Origin of the sequence: Thioalkalivibrio sp. XN8 (genome assembly GCF_011058255.1) — a bacterium.
In the GTDB taxonomy this organism is placed as follows: domain Bacteria; phylum Pseudomonadota; class Gammaproteobacteria; order Steroidobacterales; family XN24; genus XN24.
Map to the genome: position 1 here is coordinate 42,056 of NZ_JAALFH010000050.1, position 20,277 is coordinate 62,332.

The 20,277-nt window shown below is 69.5% G+C and carries 19 protein-coding genes; 5 read left to right on the forward strand and 14 right to left on the reverse strand.

Translation table 11 applies throughout. From position 1 onward, the window contains the following. Positions 1-6: 6 nt before the first annotated feature. The 4 genes from G6N75_RS15445 to G6N75_RS05715 are packed head-to-tail and all read right to left on the reverse strand — an operon-like array spanning position 7 to position 4,681. Positions 7-669: a DUF2064 domain-containing protein gene (locus G6N75_RS15445; RefSeq protein ID WP_165347388.1), complete on the reverse strand. Its 663-nt coding sequence runs from the start codon at positions 667-669 to the stop codon at positions 7-9. Further along, on the reverse strand, positions 666-1,367 hold the full coding sequence (locus G6N75_RS05705; RefSeq protein ID WP_165347389.1) for a glycosyl transferase family 2: 702 nt from the start codon (positions 1,365-1,367) through the stop codon (positions 666-668). Before G6N75_RS05705 ends, G6N75_RS15445 begins: the two co-directional genes overlap by 4 nt. Beyond that, a complete protein-coding gene (locus G6N75_RS05710; protein ID WP_165347390.1) occupies positions 1,352-3,502 on the reverse strand; it encodes an FAD-dependent oxidoreductase in 2,151 nt (716 codons plus the stop codon). Before G6N75_RS05710 ends, G6N75_RS05705 begins: the two co-directional genes overlap by 16 nt. A 57-nt stretch (positions 3,503-3,559) precedes the next feature. Continuing rightward, positions 3,560-4,681, reverse strand: a complete 1,122-nt coding sequence (locus G6N75_RS05715) for an HDOD domain-containing protein (protein WP_165347391.1) — start codon at positions 4,679-4,681, stop codon at positions 3,560-3,562. 112 nt (positions 4,682-4,793) lie between these two features. Here G6N75_RS05715 and G6N75_RS05720 point away from each other — a divergent pair, with 112 nt between their 5' ends. Then, a complete protein-coding gene (locus G6N75_RS05720) occupies positions 4,794-5,780 on the forward strand; it encodes a WYL domain-containing protein (protein WP_165347392.1) in 987 nt (328 codons plus the stop codon). Between the two features lie 100 nt (positions 5,781-5,880). Next, complete coding sequence (gene msrA, locus G6N75_RS05725; RefSeq protein ID WP_240900974.1) at positions 5,881-6,489, forward strand: peptide-methionine (S)-S-oxide reductase MsrA; 609 nt, start codon at positions 5,881-5,883, stop codon at positions 6,487-6,489. 12 nt (positions 6,490-6,501) lie between these two features. On the opposite strand, the gene G6N75_RS05730 is transcribed toward msrA, so the two are convergent. The 3 genes from G6N75_RS05730 to G6N75_RS05740 form a co-directional block, all read right to left on the reverse strand. Continuing rightward, entirely contained in the window at positions 6,502-7,215 is a 714-nt protein-coding gene (locus G6N75_RS05730) for a hypothetical protein (protein WP_165347393.1), read from the reverse strand. Between the two features lie 114 nt (positions 7,216-7,329). Continuing rightward, a complete protein-coding gene (locus tag G6N75_RS05735) occupies positions 7,330-9,207 on the reverse strand; it encodes a hypothetical protein (RefSeq protein ID WP_165347394.1) in 1,878 nt (625 codons plus the stop codon). Positions 9,208-9,268: 61 nt separating this feature from the next. Next, positions 9,269-10,645: a sodium-dependent transporter gene (locus G6N75_RS05740; protein ID WP_165347395.1), complete on the reverse strand. Its 1,377-nt coding sequence runs from the start codon at positions 10,643-10,645 to the stop codon at positions 9,269-9,271. Between the two features lie 146 nt (positions 10,646-10,791). Between G6N75_RS05740 and G6N75_RS05745 the strand changes: the two genes are divergently transcribed. Continuing rightward, complete coding sequence (locus G6N75_RS05745; RefSeq protein WP_165347396.1) at positions 10,792-11,412, forward strand: NAD(P)H-dependent oxidoreductase; 621 nt, start codon at positions 10,792-10,794, stop codon at positions 11,410-11,412. A 6-nt stretch (positions 11,413-11,418) separates the two neighbouring features. On the opposite strand, the gene G6N75_RS05750 is transcribed toward G6N75_RS05745, so the two are convergent. Beyond that, positions 11,419-11,979 (reverse strand): DUF882 domain-containing protein, encoded by a 561-nt coding sequence (locus G6N75_RS05750; RefSeq protein WP_165347397.1) that lies wholly within the window; start codon positions 11,977-11,979, stop codon positions 11,419-11,421. 130 nt (positions 11,980-12,109) lie between these two features. Between G6N75_RS05750 and G6N75_RS05755 the strand changes: the two genes are divergently transcribed. Both G6N75_RS05755 and G6N75_RS05760 read left to right on the forward strand, forming a co-directional pair. Then, positions 12,110-13,666 (forward strand): L,D-transpeptidase family protein, encoded by a 1,557-nt coding sequence (locus G6N75_RS05755; protein ID WP_165347398.1) that lies wholly within the window; start codon positions 12,110-12,112, stop codon positions 13,664-13,666. Positions 13,667-13,769: 103 nt separating this feature from the next. Beyond that, positions 13,770-15,521 (forward strand): 5'-nucleotidase C-terminal domain-containing protein, encoded by a 1,752-nt coding sequence (locus tag G6N75_RS05760; RefSeq protein WP_165347399.1) that lies wholly within the window; start codon positions 13,770-13,772, stop codon positions 15,519-15,521. A 33-nt stretch (positions 15,522-15,554) separates the two neighbouring features. Here the strand turns inward: G6N75_RS05760 and G6N75_RS05765 are convergent, their stop codons facing one another. The 6 genes from G6N75_RS05765 to G6N75_RS05790 form a co-directional block, all read right to left on the reverse strand. Beyond that, entirely contained in the window at positions 15,555-15,740 is a 186-nt protein-coding gene (locus G6N75_RS05765) for a CPXCG motif-containing cysteine-rich protein (protein ID WP_165347400.1), read from the reverse strand. An 8-nt stretch (positions 15,741-15,748) separates the two neighbouring features. Beyond that, positions 15,749-17,419, reverse strand: coding sequence for a bifunctional GNAT family N-acetyltransferase/carbon-nitrogen hydrolase family protein (locus G6N75_RS05770; RefSeq protein WP_165347401.1), 1,671 nt, complete (start codon positions 17,417-17,419; stop codon positions 15,749-15,751). Between the two features lie 75 nt (positions 17,420-17,494). Continuing rightward, positions 17,495-17,905, reverse strand: a complete 411-nt coding sequence (locus G6N75_RS05775) for a TrkA family potassium uptake protein (RefSeq protein ID WP_165347402.1) — start codon at positions 17,903-17,905, stop codon at positions 17,495-17,497. Continuing rightward, positions 17,898-19,280 carry a potassium transporter TrkG gene (locus G6N75_RS05780; protein ID WP_165347403.1) on the reverse strand — a complete coding sequence of 461 codons (1,383 nt, stop codon included), beginning with the start codon at positions 19,278-19,280 and terminating at the stop codon, positions 17,898-17,900. The genes G6N75_RS05775 and G6N75_RS05780 overlap by 8 nt, the downstream gene beginning before the upstream one ends. Positions 19,281-19,323: 43 nt before the next feature. Then, entirely contained in the window at positions 19,324-20,016 is a 693-nt protein-coding gene (locus G6N75_RS05785; RefSeq protein WP_165347404.1) for a hypothetical protein, read from the reverse strand. Continuing rightward, a complete protein-coding gene (locus G6N75_RS05790; protein ID WP_165347405.1) occupies positions 20,013-20,267 on the reverse strand; it encodes a hypothetical protein in 255 nt (84 codons plus the stop codon). The genes G6N75_RS05785 and G6N75_RS05790 overlap by 4 nt, the downstream gene beginning before the upstream one ends. Between the last annotated feature and the right edge of the window lie 10 nt (positions 20,268-20,277).

Genomic DNA, 20,277 nt, shown 5'->3' on the forward strand with positions numbered 1-20,277 from the left:
AATACTTTAACCGATGTGGCGCAGGCAGGCATCGGCAAGCGCCCGCTGTTCCGGGAGTGGCCGGTCCAGGGCTGCCAGTTCCGCGAGCATCGGCGCGAGGTCGCCGGCCGCGTCGACATCGGTCAGCGACGGCAGTTCCAGCCAGGCGCCGCTGCCGCTCATGGCCGCCCGGAAGCCGGCGGCGGTATCGGGCCGGCCGCAAGGCGCGGCCGTCCAGGCGGCCGGCGGCAGGACCCGGTTAGCGCCCAGCAGCCAGAAACCGCCGTCCCGCGCCGGTCCCAGCACCAGCCGGGGCGCCGGACCTGCCAGCCATTCCACGGCCCGGGCGAGCACGTCCGGATCCAGCTGCGGGGCGTCGGCCCCCAGCAGGAAGGCGCTGCCGTGACGCTCGGCCAGGGTCGTGTGCACGCGCCCCATGCGTTCGCCGAGCGTACCGGGTCCTTGCGGGACCCGGGGCAGGCCGGGCCAGGCCGCGGCCGCTTCGACGCCCGGCTCGGCGACCGCCCAGTAGCCGGCCAGGCCGGGCAGCTGTGCCAGGACCGCGGCGGTGGCGCGCGCCGCCAGCCGGTACCAGTCGGTCGCCGCCGGGACGCCGATGCCTGCCGCCAGCCGCGTCTTGAGCGGCGACAGCCCCGGCGTCTTCACGAAGATGGCCGCGGCGCAGCTCACCGCTCCGCCGTCCTGCGGCGCGCCAGCGCACGGAAGCGCCGGGCCTGCGAGATCGTCAGCCGGGCATGCCGGACGGTGGTCCGCAGCCAGCCCTGCTCGCCGTAGCGCCGGGCGCTGCTGTGGATGGGCGCGGCCAGGTCCACCAGCGGCACGCCACCCGCGCGCGCCATCCAGACCAGCGCATGGTCCTCGCCGCCGGCCAGCCCCTCGTCGAAGCCGCCCAGCGCCTCGAAAGTGGCTCGCCGCAGCAGGAAACCCTGGTCCCCGAAGGGCAGGCCGAGGAGGCGGCTGCGGAGACCGGCCCCGCAGGCATTTAGGCGGGCCGGCCAGGGCCCGTCGGCCAGGTAACGGAGCCGGAAGTAGCCCAGTCCGGCGCGGCCCGCGAAGTCCAGCGCTGCAGCCACGGTCCGCGGCGGCAGCCGCGAGTCGGCATGCAGGAACCACAGTGCCGGTCCCCGGGCGGCGCGGGCGCCGGCATTCTGCTGCCGCGCCCGGCCCGCCGGCGCCTCCAGCCAGCGGGCCGGCGCCCGCAGGCCGTGGGCCCGGGCCGAGAAGTCCGCGGGCGCTTCCCCGGTCGCGGCCACCAGGATGATCTCGGCCGTCTCGTCCAGGCCGCCCAGGTCCTGCAGCAGGCCCGGCCAGGCCCGGTCCCCGGGGCCCACCGGCACGATCACTGACAGTGTCAGTGCCGGCGCCATTTGAAGAAGCGCTCCGCCAGCCGCAAGGCCGTCGCCGGCGCATGGGCGCGCTTCCATGCGCCGGCCGCGTACTTGTTGGCTTCCATCAGGGTCGGGTAGACGTGAATGGTGCCCAGCAACTTGTTCAGGCCGAGGCCGTGCTTCATGGCCAGCACGAACTCGGCGACGAGGTTCCCAGCCTCCGGCCCGACGATGGTGGCACCGAGAATCCGGTCCTTGCCCGGCGGCGTCAGCACCTTGACGAAGCCCCGTGCGCTGCCGTCGGCGATCGCCCGGTCCAGCTCCCCGAGGTCGTACCGCGTGACTTCGTAATCGATGTGCCGGTCCCGGGCTTCGGCCTCCGACAGGCCGACCCGGGCCACCTCGGGGTCAGTGAAGATGGCCCAGGGGATCACACGGTAGTCAGCGCGGAACGACCAGAACGGCGCCAGCAGCGAGTTCACCGCCGCATACCAGGCCTGGTGGGAGGCGACATGGGTGAACTGGTAGGGCCCGGCGACGTCGCCGCAGGCATAGATGTTCGGGAAATTGCTGCGCATCACCGCGTCCACCGCCACCTGGCCGCGCTCGTCCAGGGCCACGCCGAGCTCCCCGAGGCCGAAACCGCTGGTGTTCGGCCGGCGGCCGAGGGCCACGAGCAGCCGGTCGAAGGGCAGGGCCGTCTCGGCGCCCTCGTGCTCGCACACCAGCCGCGGCCCGCCGTCCCCGTGCTCGACCCGCACCGCGCGGTGGGAAGCGGCCACCCGCAGCCCCTCGGCGCGCAGGCAGGACTCCAGCAGCCCGGCGGCATCCTCGTCCTCGCGCGGCAACAGGCGCGGCGCCATCTCCACCACCGTGACTTCGCTGCCGAAGCGGGCGAAACACTGCGCCAGCTCGACGCCGATCGGCCCGCCGCCGAGCACCACCAGGCGGCGCGGCAGCTCGCGCAGCTCCCAGAGGGTGTCGCTGGTCAGGTATCCGACCTGGCCCAGGCCGGGCAGCTCGGGCACCAGCGGCCGCGCGCCGGTGGCGATCACGATGTTGCGCGCCGTGATGCGGCGCCCGTCCACCTCGACCTCCCACGGCGAGGCCAGCCGGCCGGCGCCCTGCAGCACGTCGACGCCGAGCCCGGTGTAGCGTTCGACCGAGTCGTGCGGCTCAATCCGGCGGACCACGTCCTGCACTCGCTCCATCACCCGGGCGAAGTCGACCTCGACGTCCGGCGGCTCCAGGCCGTAGCGCTCTGCGGTGTGTATCTCGGCTACCAGCCGGGCCGAACGGATCAGCGCCTTGGAGGGCACGCAGCCCGTGTTCAGGCAGTCTCCGCCCATGCGGTCCCGCTCGATCAGCGCCACCCTGGCCTTCACTGCCGACCCGATGTAGGCCGTGACGAGTCCCGCCGAGCCGGCGCCCAGCACGGCGAGGTTGTAGTCGAAGCGCCGCGGACGGCGCCAGCCACGGTACACCCGCCGGCCCTGCAGCCAGCGGGCCAGCCAGCGGCTGACCAGCGGCAGCACGCCGATCAGCGCGAACGCGGCCAGCAGCCCGGGGGAGAACACGTCGCCGGGGGACTCGATCCGGGCCAGCTGCGTGCCGGCGTACACGTAGACTGCCGTGCCCGGCAGCATGCCCACCTGGCTGACCCAGAAATACGTACGGGTGCGCAGCGCCGTCAGCCCGGCCAGCAGGTTGATCACGAAAAACGGGAACAGCGGCACGAGGCGCAACATGAACAGGTAGAACGCGCCGTCGCGATGGATGCCCTCGTCGATGGCCTCGAGCCGCTTGCGGTAGCGGCGCCGCAGCGGCTCGCGCAGCAGGTAGCGCGCGACCAGGAAAGCGAGCGTCGCGCCGATGGTGCTGGCGAAGGAGGCGAGCACCACGCCGTGGATAAAGCCGAAGATGGCGCCGGCGGCGATCGTCATCACGGCCGCGCCCGGGATCGACAGGGCGACGACGCCGACGTAGAGCAGGCCGAACAGCAGCGAGGCCTGCAGCGGCCGCGCCGTGGTCCACGCCTGCAAGGCCGCCTGTTGCGCCTTCAGGCGTTCGAGAGTCAGCGCATCGGCAGCGTCCGTGAGCCACAGGACGGCCACTACGGCCACCACCAGGCCGGCCGCGATCCAGCGGCCGTAGCTCCTGCCATTGGTTTTCATCGCTTCTCCGGCGCAGCGGGCGGTCCAGTGAGATCAGACCGCGCCAAGGGGAGAAGGTTACACTGCGAGAGCTGCGGTCGCCGCTCCGGCGCCGGCGCAGAGGCGCTCGACACCCCTCTGCACGCCCGGCACGCGCAGCACCTGGTGCAGGCCGCTGCTGCCCACCTGCTGCAGCTGCAGCTGCACGGCGTGCAACTCGGGCGCCGTTTCGACCCATGCCGCGAGCTCTTCCGCGTTCGCCACCTCACCGAGCACGATCGGCTCCGCGAGCCGGCAGCTCGCATAACTCAGCGCCATCCGGCGCGCGCGCGCGGTCGCCGGTTCCTCCTGCGGCGCCACGAGCAGGTGGTTGACGTTGCCGATTTCCTCCGCCACCTCGGGCGGCAGGCGCCACATCTCCAGCATCACCTGCCCGATGACGCCGGCGTTGGTGCCCGTCTGCATCTGCTCGTTGCAGGTGCGCTCCAGCACCCCGAGCGGCCAGTGCTCGATGACCGATTTCTGCGACATCAGCCGCGGCATGGCGAAGTCGCCGAGGAAACCGAGCACGGCGTGGGTCGACGCCACCGCGACCTCGCCGACCGCGAGCGGCCGCGCCAGCAGGGTGACGAGCTCGGTCGCCACGATGCCCGCGTCGAGCAGGCGCGCCTGGTAGGCGCGGAGTTCCTCGTCATCGCTCGGGAACGCCTGCTCCATGGTGAACTGCAGGGCGAGGTTGCGCACCGAGTTCGTGCCCAGGTATGCCAGCGCGTGCGCCAGGCTCTGGATCGGCCGGGAGGTCATATAGAAGGCCGAATTGGCGCGCCCGATGATCCTGGCGGTCAGCATCGGCTCCGGCATCAGCAGGTCGGTCAGCTGGCGGGCCGAGGCGCTGGCCATGAAGGTGCTGGACATCAGCTTGTGGAGCGCGCGGGGCGGGAGCGGCATGCTGGACAGCGTGCGGATGATCGAGTGCCGCTCCGGCGGCGAGAGGTCCCGGAGGGTGGCGAGGTTGAGGTCGTACAGCAGCGTCGGGGACGCGAACTCCCCGGCCACGCTGGCTTCGTCCTGGGCGGTGTTCAGGGGCACGACCGGGGCCCGGGGGCGGGCACGCCGGGTCGGCGCCGGGCGCGGCGCGCGAAGCACATACCACAGGCATGCACCGAGACCTGCGAGCACGACGAGGAGCAGGATTTCCATTGCTGGGTTATCGGCCGGGGCCGGCCGAAGCTTGAGCCGGGCATGTTGCGCTGCAATACATCGCGGGCCCGCCGGCGGGCTATGATGCAGCGGAGCACGCCGAGCGAGGTCGATGGATCGTTCCGAGCGTTTCCACAAGATCATCCGCCTGCTGAAACAGCGGCGGGTCGTGTCGCGGGATGCCTTTCTCGAGGCGTTGCAGGTCTCGCGCGCCACTTTCAAGCGCGACCTCGAATACTTGCGGGACCGCATGGACGCGCCCATCGCCTGGGACGCCGAGGCCGGCGGCTATCGCCTGCGCAGCGACGACGGGGCCCACCAGAACTACGAACTGCCGGGGCTCTGGCTCAACGCCGGCGAGATCTACGCGCTGCTCGCCATGGAGCAGCTGCTGGAGGGATTGCAGCCCGGGCTGCTGGGTCCGCACGTGCGGCCGCTGCGCGACCGGATCCGGCGACTCATCGAGGTCGGCGAGCATTCCGCGGAGGAAGTCGGCGCCCGCATCCGGGTGCTGGAGGTGGGCAACCGCCCGGTCGAGCCGGAGTGTTTCCAGGTGCTCGCTTCCGCCGTGCTGTCGCGCAAGCGGCTGCGCATCCGCCACTACAGCCGGGTCCGCGACCAGACCACCGAGCGCACGGTTTCGCCGCAACGGCTGGTGCACTATCGCGACAACTGGTACCTGGACGCCTGGTGCCACGAGCGCCAGGCCCTGCGCACCTTCTCGGCCGACGCCGTGGTGGACGCGGAGATGCTCGAGCGCAGCGCCCGCGAGATCTCGGCAGCCCGGCTCGATCGCCACCTTGGCTCCGGCTTCGGCATTTTTTCGGGCACGCGCACGGAGACTGCCGTGCTGCAGTTCTCCCCGGACCGGGCGCGCTGGGTGGCGCGGGAGACCTGGCATCCGGAGCAGGACGGCCAGTTCCAGCTGGACGGCTCCTACCTGCTGAAGGTGCCCTACAGCGATCCGCGCGAGCTGGTAATGGATATCCTCAAGTACGGCCCGGACGTCGAGGTGCTGGCGCCCGAGCCGCTGGCCCGCATGGTGTCGGAGCGCCTCGCCGAGGCGCGCGCCCGCTATGATGCGCGCGGCGGGAGCTGAATCCCGCTGCAACGCCCGGCCGAAAAACTTGTCCATTCACTGTAGCTTCCCGCAGGAGATCCCAGAAGTGCTTGCCGCCCTGCTCGCCAAAAAGACCCGCATGATCAGTCCCGAGGACGCGCTGCCGGGCCGCACCGAGCCCATGGCGGTCCCGGACGCTCATTTCGTCAACGGGCGTCCGCTCGCACCGCCTTACCCCGCGGGCCTGGAGGTGGCGGAGTTCGGCCTGGGCTGCTTCTGGGGCGCGGAGCGGAAGTTCTGGCACACGCCGGGCGTCTGGGTCACGGCCGTCGGCTACGCCGGCGGCTATACGCCGAACCCGACCTACCAGGAGGTCTGCTCCGGCGGCACCGGCCATGCCGAGGTGGTGCGCGTGGTGTTCGATCCGCGGGAGACCAGTTACCGCGACCTGCTGAAGATCTTCTGGGAAATTCACGACCCGACCCAGGGCATGCGCCAGGGCGGGGACGTCGGCACCCAGTACCGCTCTGTCATTCACACTTTCAGCGACGAGCAGCAGCGGCTCGCCGAGGCAACCCGCGCCGTTTACCAGCAGGCCCTGCGCGAGACAGGACGGGGACCCATCACCACCGAGATCGGCCCGGCGCCCGAGTTCTATTACGCCGAGGACTACCACCAGCAGTACCTGGCGAAGAACCCCGGCGGCTACTGCGGGCTGGGTGGCACCGGGGTGTCCTGCCCCGGTTGATGCGGCCGCGGCCTAGCGGACCAGGCCGTCCTTGCGCAGGCGGTCAGCAATCGCTCCGGAAACCTCCGCCATTCCGCCCGCGCGCGATTCCAGGTCGTGTGCGGTCGTGGTCAGCTTGTAGACCATCGTGGCGCCTTCGGTCTCGAATAACCCGCTGTCCACTTCGACCGAGCCCTGCACGGTGGTGAGCGGTGGCGCGGTGCGGAACTCGCCGTACACCACCGGCACGCCGTAGACGCCGTAATTGCGGTAGGCGCCATACCTGCCGTAATAGCCGGGTGCGTAATCGAAGCCCGTGGCCTTGTAGTAGCCGTCGCCGCGCGTCTCGCTGCTGCCGCCTTCCTGGGCTCCGATCTCCGCAGCAACCAGGATGGTCGCAAGCACTGCATCCGCATTGTGTTCGACGATCGCGCGTTCGACGTTTTCACGCGTCAGCGGCTCCTTGCTCGACAGCACGCGGCAGCTGGTCAACGCGGTCGTCGACTCGCTGCGCATCTGGTTGGCGACGAAGCCCTCGAAGGCACAGCGCTGGTTGTAATCCGGGCTGACGCCCACCACCAGCACCCGCTTGTAGTGTTGGTCCCGCTGCGCGCCCTCCTGCCATTCGCCCTGCACCTTGACCGGTGCCTGGGCGCAGGCTGAGAGTGCGGTGGCGGCCGCGAGCAACAGCAGCGCCGCTGGGGTGGCGCGCCGGGTCATCCTTCCAGTCAGCAATATGGCTCGCATGGCGCGCTCCCCCGAAACCAGCGATTAGACCTGACTATTTTCCCGGCGTCACGTCTTTCACCGGCTCGGTGGGCAGGTCTTCGGCACTGAGCGCCTCGGGCGGTGCCCCCGGCTTCAATCCAGGGGCGGCGCCACCGGGAGGATCTTGGCAGGCGGCCAGGTGACGCCGGCTTCTTCCAGCCGCTGGCGAAACTGCGGTGTGGCCTCCAGGTCGAACGGTGCTCCGCACATGCATTCCAGGGTTACGGACGCCAGCATGAGGGCGCCCGAGGGCATGGCATCGATCCGGGCCGCGGCCGCGTTGGCGGCGGTGCGGTTTCCGACCATTGCCTGGGCCGTCACCTCGAGCATGAACTTCAGGCCGGGCGTAGCGGCTTCAAGCAGGCTGTCGACGCGCCGACGCGCGCCCTCGGCGTCACCTGAGGCCACTGCGAGGTTGATATGTGCGATGTCGCGATACCAGCCGCGCAACGCCGGTACACGGGCCCGCGCGTCGTCGAGTCGGCCCTGGGCAATGAGGGCGTTCACGCCAGTCAGGGCCAGGGTCGGCTCTTCGGGTACGCGCTCCAGCCCGGCCTCGGTCCAGTGCAGCGCCGCATCGTGGCGGCCGGCCCACAGCGCGGCTCGCGCAGCGTCGTAGTAGCTGAGGGTATTCAGCGGATCGCAGGCGATCATCCGTTCGGCCCGGGCGAGCTGTTGCTCGGCGAAGCCGAAGACGGGCGAGACCTCGAGCCACATCTGCGAGGCGCAGCCGGTATCTTCCAGGGCAGTGGCCATACGCGCGCGCACCGCATCCCACTGCGGCGCGACCAGCTCCCGGTCCACCTCGATCAGGGCTCGCTGGGCCGGGGTGCGGGCATGCTCGCTCGCCAGGCGCAGGTCACGCTGGTAATCGGCGAACGCGGCCTCGCGCTCCGCCGCGCTTGGTTCCTCCAGCGTCATGCGGTGGGCGTAGTAGTCGCTGCGCAGGAAATAGGCATGGGCGAAACCGGGCTCTAGCTCGACCGCGCGCGTGAAGTCGGCTGTGGCCTCGGCCAGCAGCTCCATGTCGATCGCCTGAGTATGCGATTCCACGAACGCCTGGAGGCCCTTCTGGTAAGCAATGAAGGCCTCGACGTTGCGCAGCCCGGCGTCGATCATGGCCTGGCGCTGCGCTTCGTCCATCACGACGCCCAGCGCGCGGGTGACGTTATCGGCAATCTCGGTCTGGACTTCGAACACGTCGTCGAGCTGCCGGTCGTAGGTCTCGGACCACAGGTGATAACCGTCGCTCGCCCGGATGAGCTGTGCGGTGATGCGGGCGCGATCACCGGCCCGCCGCACGCTGCCTTCGAGCACGTTGGCCACGTGCAGCGACTCGCCGATGGTGCGCACGTCCTGGTTCTGGCCCTTGAACTGGAACGACGAGGTCCGGGCCGTCACGCGCAGGTCGGGAACGCCGGCCAGGAAGTTCAGGATCTCTTCCGACAGGCCGTCGGCGAAATACTCGTTATCCTCGTCGCCGCTCATGTTGACGAACGGGAGCACCGCGATCGAGCGTGCGGGCGGTCCGGCCGCCGGAGCCGGTTCTGCCGCAGCCGGCGGTGTTTCGGGGGGCGGCGCCGGTGTCGGTTGCGCGGCCACGGCGGCGGTTTCGGGGTCCGGTGCCGGCAGGATCAGGCGGTCCGCGACGACCGTGGCGATGGCCGCCACCAGCAGCACGACGATCAGGACGTTCATCTTGTGGCCCGTATGGGCGCGGATGGGTTGGGTCCGGTCGATATCTTTCTCGCGCTTCAGCCCCTCGGGTGTCATCTCGTAGAGCCAGGCGAAGGCCAGGGCGGGGAGGAAAAACAGCGCAATCAGGCCGAGCAGGACCGGGAACGCCCATTCCGGGGCGCCGAGGTTGTCGAACAGCACGTCCGCGACTTGCAGCAGCAGCCACGCGGCCACTACGTAGAGCACGGCGACTCTTACGACGTTGCGCTGCTTGAGTTCCTCGAAGAAGGACATTGTCCCTCCCTGTGACGGCACGGCCCCGCCGCATCATGGGCGAAGGGGCGCGGGTTGTCGATCAGGTCAGGCTGGTGACCAGCACCCAGCCGACGCCCAGCGGCGCGATATAGCGCAGGGTGAAGCGCCAGGCCCGGAACCACCAGCCGTCGTCCACGCCGACCTCCGCGCGCGCGGTGTCGGACGAGAGAACCCAGCCGACGAACACCGCGATCAGCACGCCGCCCAGCGGCAGCAGCAGGTTCGAGGTGAAGTAGTCGATCAGGTCGAACACGGTCGATTCGCGGAAGCGCTCGAAGCGGCCAAGCGGGAACCAGCCGGCCCAGAGATTGAAAGAGAACACCGTGGCCAGGCCTACGAGCCAGGCCAGCGCGCCGGCGATCATGGCGGCCGGGCCGCGCTTCAGCCAGGCATGCTCCTCCGCCCAGGAGACCATGGGCTCGAGGATGGCGATCGACGAGGTCAGGGCCGAGACCAGCACCAGCACGAAGAACAGTGCGCCGAACAGTGCGCCGGCCGGCATCTGGCCGAAAGCGATCGGCAGGGTGACGAAGATCAGGCCCGGTCCCTCGGCCGGGTCCAGTGCGTTGGCGAACACCAGCGGGAAGATCGCCAGCCCCGAGAGCAGGGCCACGAAGGTGTCGGCGCCCGCGATGTAGACGGCGGACGAGCCCAGCCGGGTGTCGGGCCCGAGGTAGGCGCCGTAGGTGATCAGCAGGCCCATCGCCACGCTGACCGAGAAGAAGGCCTGGCCGATGGCCTGCAGGACCACGTCCGCGTTGATCTTGGAGAAGTCCGCCTGGAACAGGAAGGTGAGCGTGCGCGCGAGGTCGCCCTCGATGGCCGCGTACAGCACCAGCGCGATGAGCATCAGCAGCAGGCTCGGCATCAGGAAGCGCACCGCCCGCTCGATGCCGCGCTTCAGGCCGACGGCCACGATGCTCACCGTCAGCGCCATGAACAACGCATGCAGCAGCGCCAGGGTGCCGGGCGAGCCGAGCAGGGCGGCGAACTCGGCCGCGACCTGGTCCGGCGCCGCCTGGTGGAAATGGCCCAGCGCCAGCTTGGGCACGTAGGCCAGGGCCCAGCCGGCGATCACGCTGTAGAAGGAGAGAATCAGGAACACCGCCAGCAGGTTCATCCAGCCGACGAAGCGCCAGGCCGGGTTCGCGCCGGCTTCGCGCGCCAGGGCGAGGAAGCTGTTGGGCGGGCTCATCCGGCCGCGCCGGCCGATCATGAGCTCGGCGATGACTACCGGGACTGCGACCGCGGCCACCGCGGCGAGGTAGACGAGCACGAAAGCCGCGCCGCCGTTCACGCCGGCGGTGTAAGGGAACTTCCACAGGTTGCCGAGGCCGACCGCGGCGCCGACCGCGGCCATGATGAATACGAGTCGGGAGGACCAGTTCTCGTGCGGCCCGCCGGAGCCCTGTTGCATCGATGTCTCCCCCCTGAAAGCGTGACGCGTGCCCGGTCTGCGCCGGCTCCGAAGCCCGGATAATAGCGAAGACGGGGCTGCATCGTCGTCCGCGACCCTTTACCCTATGGCCCCGCCAGTCTTCCCCGGCCCGTGAGCGAACTCCCTTGCCGACCCTGTTGCACATCGATTCCAGCCCGCGGCTGGAGGAAAGCGTCACCCGGAACCTGAGCGCCTATTTCGTGCGGCGCTGGTGCGAGCGCGTGCCCGACGGCCTGGTGATCCGGCGCGACGTCGGCGTCGCCCCGCCGCCGCATCCGGACGCCCTGACGCTGGCGGCCGCGACCATGACCGAAGCCAGCCGCGATCCGCGGCAGCAGGCCGCGGCGGCGCTCTCGGACCGCATGCTGGAGGAGCTCGAGGCCGCCGACGTCATCCTGGTCGGGGCGCCGATGTACAACTTCTCGGTGACTTCGGGGCTGAAAGCCTGGTTCGACCTGGTCAGCCGGCCGGGCCGGACCTTCCGCTACGGCCCGAAAGGGCAGGAGGGACTGCTTCGGGGGAAGCAGGTGGTCGTGATCACCGCCCGCGGGGGCTTCTACCGGCCGGGGGCACCGGATGCCGCCGCGGAAGACCTGCAGGAAAAGCAGATCGAGAGTTTCTTTCGCTTCGTCGGGCTGGACGATATCCACTTCGTCCACGCCGAGGGCCAGGCCATCGACGCGTTGACCGCCGAAGGCGAGCGGGCGCGGGCCCGGACCGAGATCGACTGCCTGCTGGCGAGCTGAGGCCCGCTACCAGAAGCGGACGCGGCCGGAGTCCACGTGGATGAAATCCGAGTCGCGGTAGTAGCCGACGCCGCCGGCCTTGAGCTCCAGTGCCGCCTGGCGGAGCTGCCAGGTGTCCACGCCGCGGAGGCGCACGTCGATCGCCTTGCCTTCCATGTGCAGGCTGCGCTGCGCAACGCCGCCGGAATTGTTCCGCAGCATCTGGTTGGTCTTGGGTGAGCGGTAGGCGGAGATCACCTCGAACGGCCCGCGGCCGCCGGTCGCCTGTTTCAGCTGGTGCAGGATGTCGAGCGTCTTCGGGTCGATGGGGTGGCTCTCGCCGGTGCGGAAATCACGCAGGAAATGGCTCACCTCGGCCAGCGCGTCGGGCAGGTGCACGTTCCCCTCAGCATAGGTGACGCGTAGCTTTTCCCCGGTATGCGTATGATAGAAATCGAGGTCTCGCGGCCGGGCCGCAAAAGCCGCGACCGGCGTCATGAGCAGCGCACCGGCGCTGGCGCCGGCGAACACCAGGCGCCGGCGTGCCTGGCCGTGAGTGTCTAAGGTCTCGTCACACAGTTCGCACATGCATTCCTCTCCGTCACCGACTCCGCTGGTACTGGCCGGCAAAATATGTCTTCGCGCCACTGGTCTGGCACTGGCGGCGCTACTCTACCTTGTGCCCGGGGTGCCGATGCAAGCGGCGGCGGCCGATTCTGTGACGAAGGCCCTGCCCGGCGCCGTGCACCATATTGGTGCAACGCGGCAGGTGGCCGGCCAGCCGATCGCGGATCCCGGGCTGCTCGAAGCGCTCTATGCCCGGCGGGACTATCGGCCCGCCTGGGACCAGGCAGGCCGGCTCGAGGCGCTCCTCGGCAGCATTCGGGACAGCGCCCTGCACGGGCTCCATCCCGGCGATTACCATCTCGGGAGGCTCGAGGCGCTGAGCGCAGCCCGCAGCGAACTCTCCGACCGGATCGCGCTGGAGATCCTGGCCACCGACGCGGCGGCGCGCCTGGCCGGGCACCTTGCTTTCGGCAAGGTCGACCCCCAGAAGTTCCATCCCAGCTGGAACTTCGATCATCGCCTGGATGACGTGCAGCGGCTGGCGCTGCTCGCGGAACTGCTCGATGCGCCCGACGTTCGGCGCGCCCTCGCGGCGCTGGCGCCGGACAGCGACTATTACCGTGCCCTGCAGGCACACCTCGCGGACTACCGCGAGCTGGCGGCGCGGGGCGGCTGGCCGCAGGTGCCCCCGGGGCCCTCGCTGCACCCGGGCGACACTTCGCCGCGGGTGCCGCTGCTGCGCGCGCGCCTCGCGGCCGGCGGTGACCCGGGGGCCGTCCGGGTGCCCGCGGAGCCGATGTCGTTCGACGAGGAACTCGAGGCGGCGGTCCGGCGCTTCCAGGCGCGGCACGAACTCGAGGTGGACGGCATCGTCGGGCGGCGCACCCTGGCGGCGCTCAATGTGCCGGCAGACGCGCGCGTCGACCAGCTGCGGGTCAACCTGGAGCGCGTGCGCTGGGTATTCCGTGACCTGGAATCCCGTTTCCTCCTGGTCAACATCGCGCGCTTCCGGGTCCTGCTGCTGGAGGACCGCGAGATCCGCTGGAGTACCCGGGCGGTGGTCGGCCGCCCCTATCGGCAGACCCCGGTGTTCCGCGCCACCATGACGCATCTCGAACTCAACCCCGCCTGGACCGTGCCGCCGACCATTTTCGCCCAGGACCTGCTGCCTGATATCAGGCGCGACCCGGGCGTGCTGGCGCGCCGGCAGATGACGGTGTTCGACTGGGACGGCCGGCCCATCGATCCCTGGGCCGTGGACTGGCGGCAGGTCGACGGCCGGCATCCGCCCTATTTCGTCCGCCAGGCGCCGGGGCCGACGAACCCGCTGGGTCGGATCAAGTTTCTTTACCCGAATCCCCACCAGGTCTACATGCACGATACGCCACAGGGCGAGCTGTTCCGGCGCGCGCAACGCAGTTTCAGCTCGGGCTGCATCCGCCTCGAGCGCCCCTTCGAGCTCGCACAGCTGCTGCTGGAAGGGAACGAGGCCGAGCTCGCGCGGATGGCGGCGGCCGTGCGCAGCGGCGACACCACCACGATCGTGCTGCCGCGGCCGATCCCGGTGCTGACGCTCTACGGCACGGCCGTGCCGGACGCGGACGGGATTCATTTCACCGGCGACGTCTACGGGCGGGATCCGCCGGTCCTGCGAGCGCTGGACGCGCCATTCGCCGGCGCGGCGGCGGGTGCCGACAAATATCCGTAACCGGCGCGACCGGAAACTTAAAGACCGACGCCATCATTCCTTCACGGGCGGAGCCTAGCCTTCCGGGCCACCCATTCCCGGTGAACCGCAAAGGTACCCGTAGATGATGACGACCAACAGGCCGCTCTCGCGGCTCGCCGCCGCCAGTGCCCTGGCCCTCCTGCTCGGGGGTTGCCTGGGCAACGACAACGACGACTACACGCTCACGCTCCTGCATACCAATGACATGAGCGCGCGCTGGGAGCCGTTCGGCAGCGAGGGATCGCTGGGCGGCCTGGCCCGCCTGAAGACCGTCGTGGACGAGGTTCGCGCGGAGCGCGGTACGGAGAATATCCTGCTGGTCGACGCGGGCGATTACTTCCAGGGCACGTTGTTCTTCAATGCCTGGCGCGGCTCCGACGCGGTGATGGCCCTAAACACCATCGGCTACGACGTGGCCACCCTCGGTAATCACGAATTCGATCTCGGCCCGGAGGGACTGGCCGCGGCGATGCGCGGCGATGCCGTGGAGATCGCCGGGGTCGGTTACGCGACCGAGTCCATCGGCCTCCCCATCGTGGCCACCAACCTGGATTACGCCGCCGAGCCGGAGCTGGCCGGCGCCAGCTGGCTGCAGGACAGCGTCGTGTTCGAGCGCGGCGGCCGCCGCTTCGGCGTGCTCGGCATCATCACCGACACCACCAGCAACATCGCGAGTCCTGGCCCCAACATCCAGTTCCTCGACTACGTGTCCACTGTCCAGGCCGAGGTGGACCGACTGGAGGCCGAGGGCGTCAACCACATCATCCTGCTGTCGCACATCGGCCACGCCAACGACATCGACCTGGCCACCGCCCTGCAGGGCGTGGATGTCATCGTCTCGGGCCACGACCACCGCCTGGTAGGCGACGCGGCCGCCATCGCCGCGGACCCGCTGACGGCGGATTTCGCCGACGACGTGGCCGGCCCGTACCCGTCGCGGGTGGCCGGGGCCGACAACTCCCCGGTCCTCGTGGTCTCGGCCTGGGAGTGGACCCGCGTGCTGGGCCGGCTGGACGTGACTTTCGACGACCAGGGCCGGGTCAAGGGCTGGTCCGGTGCGCCGATCTTCATCAACGAGAGCATCGCCGAGGACGCCGACGTGGCCGCCAAGGTGGCCGAGTACCGGGCGCCGGTAGACGACCTGGCGGACGTCGAAATCGGCACCGCGGCCGTGCTGTTCGACGGCGGTCGTATCCCGGGGGTGCGTACCCAGGAAACGCCCCTCGGCAACCTGGTGACCGACATCCTGCTGGACTACGCCGGTCCCGCGCTCGGCGCCGACGTGGCGCTGACCAACGGCGGCGGCATCCGCGCCACCATCGAGGCGGGGACCGTGACCTTCGGTGACGCCCTGTCCGTGCTGCCCTTCGGCAACACCATTGCGGTAGTGGAAATCACCGGCGCCGAGCTGGTGGCCGCGCTGGACAACGGCCTGAGCTGGGCCTACGACGCCGCCGCCAACGCGACCCGCTCCAGCGGGTCCTTCCCGCAGGTGGCGGGCATGACCGTGACCTACTGCGGCCAGACGGTGAGCGATATCCAGGCCGGCACCCTGCCGCCGACGCCCTGCGCCGGCGCCCTGCTCACCGGCGGCATCGTCACCTCGGTCGCGATCGACGGCACGGCGATCGACCTGCAGGCGAACTACCGGGTGGCCAGCAATAATTTCCTGGTCAACGGCGGCGATTTCTACGCCATGTTCGCCGAGGCCTGCGCGCGCCCGAACGGGTTCTGCCAGGACAGCTTCGTGCTCATGCTCGACCAGCTGGTGCAGGAGTTCGAGCAGAACTCGCCAGTGAGCCGCACCGTCGAGGGCCGGCTGACGGCACAGTAATCGACGGTCAGCCGGGGCCAGGGACGGCCTCGGCTAGCCGTTTTCGGGCTCCGCCTCGACGCTGGGCCGGCCGTCGGGCCCGACGTTGACGTGGAGCAGGATGGGCCGGCAGCACACGGCGCAATCCTCGACGTAGTCCTGCGCGTCCACGGAGCAGTCCACCAGGACCTCGATCGGCTCCCAGCAGTAAGGGCACTGGACGGTGCAGGTTTCGAGCAAGGGCGGCCTCAGCTGTCGCCGGAGGCAAGCCTGGCTTCGGCCCGGAGCGCAGCCGCCTCAGCCTCCTCCAGGTCGGCCTCGTCCTGCTCTGCGACGATCTGCGCGAGCTCCTCGCGGCGGCGCTCGGCCTCGAGGTCGCTGTCCGCCAGCGGCGCCTTGACGAGGATTTCGTACAAATCCTTGCGCCGGTCCTTGAGGTTGCGGACGCTGCCGATCTCGTGCAGTTCCTTGAGCAGGTCCATGTCGAGGTCGGCGATGATGGTCATCTCCGTATTCGGCGTGGCCTCGGCCTTGATGGAGTTGGTCGGGAAAGCGAAGTCGGCCGGGGTGAAGATGGCGGACTGGCCGTACTGCACGTCCATGTTGTGGACCTGCGGCAGGTTGCCGACCGAGCCGGCAATGGCCACGTAGCACTCGTTCTCCACGGCCCGTGCCTGGGAGCAGATGCGCACGCGCATGTAGGCGCTCTGGGTGTCGGTGAGGAACGGCACGAACAGGATGTGCATGTTCTGGTCGGCGCAGATGCGCGCCAGCTCCGGGAACTCGGAGTCGTAGCAGATCAGGATGCCGATGCGGCCGCAGTCGGTGTCGAACACCGGCACGCGGTCCCAGCCCGACATGCCCCAGATCGAGATCTCGTCCGGCGTCGGGTGGATTTTGCGCGACTGGTCCCAGGTGCCGTCCCGGCGCAACAGGAAGCTGACGTTGTAGAGCCGCTCGTTCTCCACCAGCGGCATGCTGCCGGCGATGATGTTGATGTTGTAGGACACCGCGAGCTCGAGGAAGCGCTGGCGGATCCAGTCGGTGTGCCGGGAGACCTCGCGGATCGCCTTGGGCTCGTCGAGGGCGTTGTACTCCGCCATCAGCGGGGCGTTGAAGAACTCGGGGAACAGGATGAAGTCGGCCTTGTAGGCGGAGATCGCATCGACGAAGAACTCTACCTGGTCCATCAGCGCCTCGCGGTCCTTGAACAGGCGCATCTGCCATTGCACCAGCCCGACGCGCACCACGCTGCGCGGCCGGTTGATCAGCTTCGGCTTTTCCTCGTAGTAGATGTTGTTCCACTCGAGCAGCGTGGCGTAGCCCAGCGACTGCGTGTCGCGCGCCAGGTAGTTGCGCAGCAGCTTCTTGACGTGAAAGCCGTTGGACAGCTGGAAGGTCAGGGTCGGGTCGTAGATGTTCTTGAGGTGAACCTGCTCGATGTACTCGCGCGGCGTCATGCGCTCGGCGTATTTCTCGTAGTTCGGGATGCGGCCGCCGGCCATGATGGCGCGCAGATTGAGGTTCTCGCACAGCTCCTTGCGGGCGTCGTACAGCCGCCGCGCCAGGCGCATGCCGCGGTACTCCGGGTGCACGAAGACCTCGATTCCGTACAGCACGTCGCCCTCGGGATCATGCGTGCTGAAGCTATGGTTGCCCGTGACCTCGCGAAAGGTGTGGAGATCGCCGTACTTGTCATAGTCGATGATGAGCGACAGGGCGGAGGCCACGACCTTGCCGTTGACCTTCACGCACAGCTGGCCTTCGGGGAACAGCTCCAGCAGGCGGGCGATGGACTCGTGCGGCCAGTAGTCGCCGCCGATCCCGGCATAGGCCTCTTCCATGGCCTTGCGCAGTTCCTGGTAGTCCTCGAGCTTCAGGTGCCCGAGTTCGATTTTCATGCCGGATTCTTCGCTCACGCGATAGGTTCTCTTTTCGCCAGGTTGCCTACAAGGGTAGTGCCGGCGGCAACGGGCCGCCAGTAGGGGCGCTGGTCAGACCAGGTGATCGGCGACATAGCGGGCCATGGCCTCTTCGGCGAACAGCACTTCGACCTTGCCGAGCTTGCGCAGGATCTTGGCGTGCAGGGCGTCGATGCCCTTCACCAAGACCCGCTTCGCGCCCAGCTCCAGCACGAACATGGTCGCCACGATGCTGCGGTTGGCATGGTCGCCCAGCGAGATGAACACCGCATCCGCGTTCGGCAGGTCGAGGGCCTTCAGCACCTCCTCGTCCGCGCCGTCGGCTACCAGAGCGTCGGCCAGGCAGTCCTCGATCGCCTGCACGGCTTCCTCGTCCACGTCGACCCCCGTCACCCGATGGCCGTTCGAGGCCAGTCGCCTCGCCAGCGCCGAGCCGAAGCGGCCGAGGCCGATGACTACGAACCTGGAATGTTTTTCAGCCAACGATCACCTCGCTTTGCGGATACCGGATTTTCGGCCCCTCCGGCCGGCGGAGCAACAAGGAGGCCAGCGCCAGCGGGCCGACCCGGCCGACCAGCATCAACACGACCAGGACGAGCCGCGAGCCTGTGCCCAGGTCGCCGGTGATACCCGTCGACAGACCCACCGTGCCCAGCGCCGAGGTCGCCTCGAAGGCCAGGTCCATGAACAGCCCGGTGTCCGCTGCGTGCGCCTGGTTGCGGGACTCGAAGACCAGCAGCAGCAACAGGCCGCCGACCAGCGCCAGGGTATAGACCGACAGCACGGCGGTCGCCGTGCTCAGCACGCGCTCCGGCACCCGGCGGCCGAAAGCGGCGGCCTGCCACTTGTGCCGGGCCAGGGCCAGGCCCTGCAGCGTCAGCACGCCGAAGGTAGTGACCTTGATCCCGCCCGCCGTCGAGCAGGGGCCGCCCCCGACGAACATCAGCAGCAGCAGCACGAACAGCGACGGGTAGGCCAGCTCGCTCATCGGCAAGGTCGAGAAGCCCGCCGTGCGGGCGGTGACGCTTTGGAACAGGGCGGCCAGGGCCGTCTCGCCCCAGCCCATGCCGGCGAAGGCACCGTTGCGCTCGACCAGCCACAGGAACAGCATGCCGCCGACGATGAGCACGGCCGAGACCAGCAGCACCAGCCGGGTATGGAAGCGGAGGCTCCGCCGGTCCCGCGCTGCGCGGCGCAGGTGGAACAGGTCCAGCAGGACCGGGAAACCCAGCCCGCCGGCCACGACCAGCGCGGTCATGGTGAGGATCACGGCCGGGTCCCCGGCCCAGGGCGCCAGGCTCGCGTCCTGCAGGGAGATGCCGGAGTTGCAGAAGCCGGAGACGGAGTGGAAAACCGCCCACCACAAAACCTCGAGCATTGGCCCGTCGCCGAGGCGCGCCAGGAACAGGGCCAGCGCCCCCAGCGCTTCCAGCGCCAGCGTCAGCCCGATGACCAGCATGATGAGCCGGCTGATGTCGGCGCCGAGCGGCGCGCCGAGCGTCTCCTGGGTCAGCACGTGATAGCGCACCGGCTGGCGGCCGGTGAGGCTGACGAACAGCAGCGTGCCGATGGACATGATGCCCAGGCCGCCCAGCTGAATCAGCAGGAGCACCACGGCCTGGCCGGCGAAGCTCAGCTGGGTCTCGGCGGAGATCACCATCAGGCCGGTGACCGTGCCGGCGCTGGTGGCAGTGAACAGCGCCTCGGACCAGGTGAACGAATCGACGCCGGCGGCGCGGCAGGCCGGCAGCATCAGCAGCAGCGTGCCGACCGCCACCAGCACTGCGTACCAGGCGAACAGGGTGCGCGCCGGGTAGGCGGCCAGCGTGCCGGCGAACTTCACGAAATGGCGCTGCATGGCGCCCTAAGTGTAGTCCCTGCTGCGGTTCACCGGGCGGCGCTTAAGGCGTGATGACCTCTGCGACGCGGTACAGGTCGACCGGCACGCACCGGTCGCCTTCGGGCCGCGCGTAATCGACGCCGCGCGCGAAGGCGGGCGTGACCAGTTCCAGCCGCAACCGCAGCGTGCCGAGCACTTCGTCGACATGCTTGGGCAGGGCGGCTTCGAGTTCCCCGCGGAAATCGGCCGGCAGCGCCAGGCGGCTGGTGCGGAGGGTCATCTCCAGGGCCTGGTCGGCCAGGCGAACCGTCGAGGCCTCCAGGATGATCGGCGCAAAAGGATCTGGCGTGCTGGTCATAGCCAGGATCTCCTGTTCCGGGAGACCGAGCAGCGTGTCGGGTTCCTCGACCGCCAGCCGCGCCCCCTCGGCGCCGGGGAAACGGCAAAGGTTGGCCCAGCGGTAGCGCATGTCGTCGGCCCGCGCCCCGCAAGCCGGATCGCCGCCCAGTGCTTGTCGATAGCGGTTGTCCAGGGTGGCAGCCCAGAAGACCAGTCCGGGCTGTTCTGCGGCGAGGCCGCTGAGGAGGGCCCGGAATTCGGGGTTGGCCGCGAGGTCGATGGTGAAGTAAATCGGATCGACGGTCGCCGGCGGGTGTTGCAGGTCTGCCGCATCCGGCGCCCGCGGTGAAGATGGGGCGCCAGGCCCGGCGCACCCGGCGCACAGCAGCACGGTGAGGAGCCAGGCCGGCCTCATTCGGCAGCCGGAGTGATCGCCTCGTCGGCCAGCATGATGGGGATGCCGTCGTGCACCGGGTAGATGCGGGCGCCATCCTCGGTCTCGAGCGCCTCGCTGAGCGGCGCCTCGACCTTGCGGCCGTCGGCGTGCTTGAGTTCGCCGGCCTCGATGGCGGCGTTCAGTTCCCGCAGCCGGTCGCGGCTGGCCACGTGCACCGCTTCCCGGCTCACGGGGCAGCGCAGGATTTCAACGAGCTTGCGATCGATCATGCTTGGTCTC

What these genes read in the sequence shown, in the direction of transcription:
- G6N75_RS05705 (WP_165347389.1), bottom strand. Translation starts at nt 1,367, where the DNA reads ATGGCGCCGGCACTGACACTGTCAGTGATCGTGCCGGTGGGCCCCGGG.
- G6N75_RS05710 (WP_165347390.1), bottom strand. Translation starts at nt 3,502, where the DNA reads ATGAAAACCAATGGCAGGAGCTACGGCCGCTGGATCGCGGCCGGCCTG.
- G6N75_RS05715 (WP_165347391.1), bottom strand. Translation starts at nt 4,681, where the DNA reads ATGGAAATCCTGCTCCTCGTCGTGCTCGCAGGTCTCGGTGCATGCCTG.
- G6N75_RS05720 (WP_165347392.1), top strand. Translation starts at nt 4,794, where the DNA reads ATGGATCGTTCCGAGCGTTTCCACAAGATCATCCGCCTGCTGAAACAG.
- msrA (WP_240900974.1), top strand. Translation starts at nt 5,881, where the DNA reads ATGATCAGTCCCGAGGACGCGCTGCCGGGCCGCACCGAGCCCATGGCG.
- G6N75_RS05730 (WP_165347393.1), bottom strand. Translation starts at nt 7,215, where the DNA reads ATGCGAGCCATATTGCTGACTGGAAGGATGACCCGGCGCGCCACCCCA.
- G6N75_RS05735 (WP_165347394.1), bottom strand. Translation starts at nt 9,207, where the DNA reads ATGTCCTTCTTCGAGGAACTCAAGCAGCGCAACGTCGTAAGAGTCGCC.
- G6N75_RS05740 (WP_165347395.1), bottom strand. Translation starts at nt 10,645, where the DNA reads ATGCAACAGGGCTCCGGCGGGCCGCACGAGAACTGGTCCTCCCGACTC.
- G6N75_RS05750 (WP_165347397.1), bottom strand. Translation starts at nt 11,979, where the DNA reads ATGTGCGAACTGTGTGACGAGACCTTAGACACTCACGGCCAGGCACGC.
- G6N75_RS05760 (WP_165347399.1), top strand. Translation starts at nt 13,770, where the DNA reads ATGATGACGACCAACAGGCCGCTCTCGCGGCTCGCCGCCGCCAGTGCC.
- G6N75_RS05780 (WP_165347403.1), bottom strand. Translation starts at nt 19,280, where the DNA reads ATGCAGCGCCATTTCGTGAAGTTCGCCGGCACGCTGGCCGCCTACCCG.
- G6N75_RS05785 (WP_165347404.1), bottom strand. Translation starts at nt 20,016, where the DNA reads ATGAGGCCGGCCTGGCTCCTCACCGTGCTGCTGTGCGCCGGGTGCGCC.
- G6N75_RS05790 (WP_165347405.1), bottom strand. Translation starts at nt 20,267, where the DNA reads ATGATCGATCGCAAGCTCGTTGAAATCCTGCGCTGCCCCGTGAGCCGG.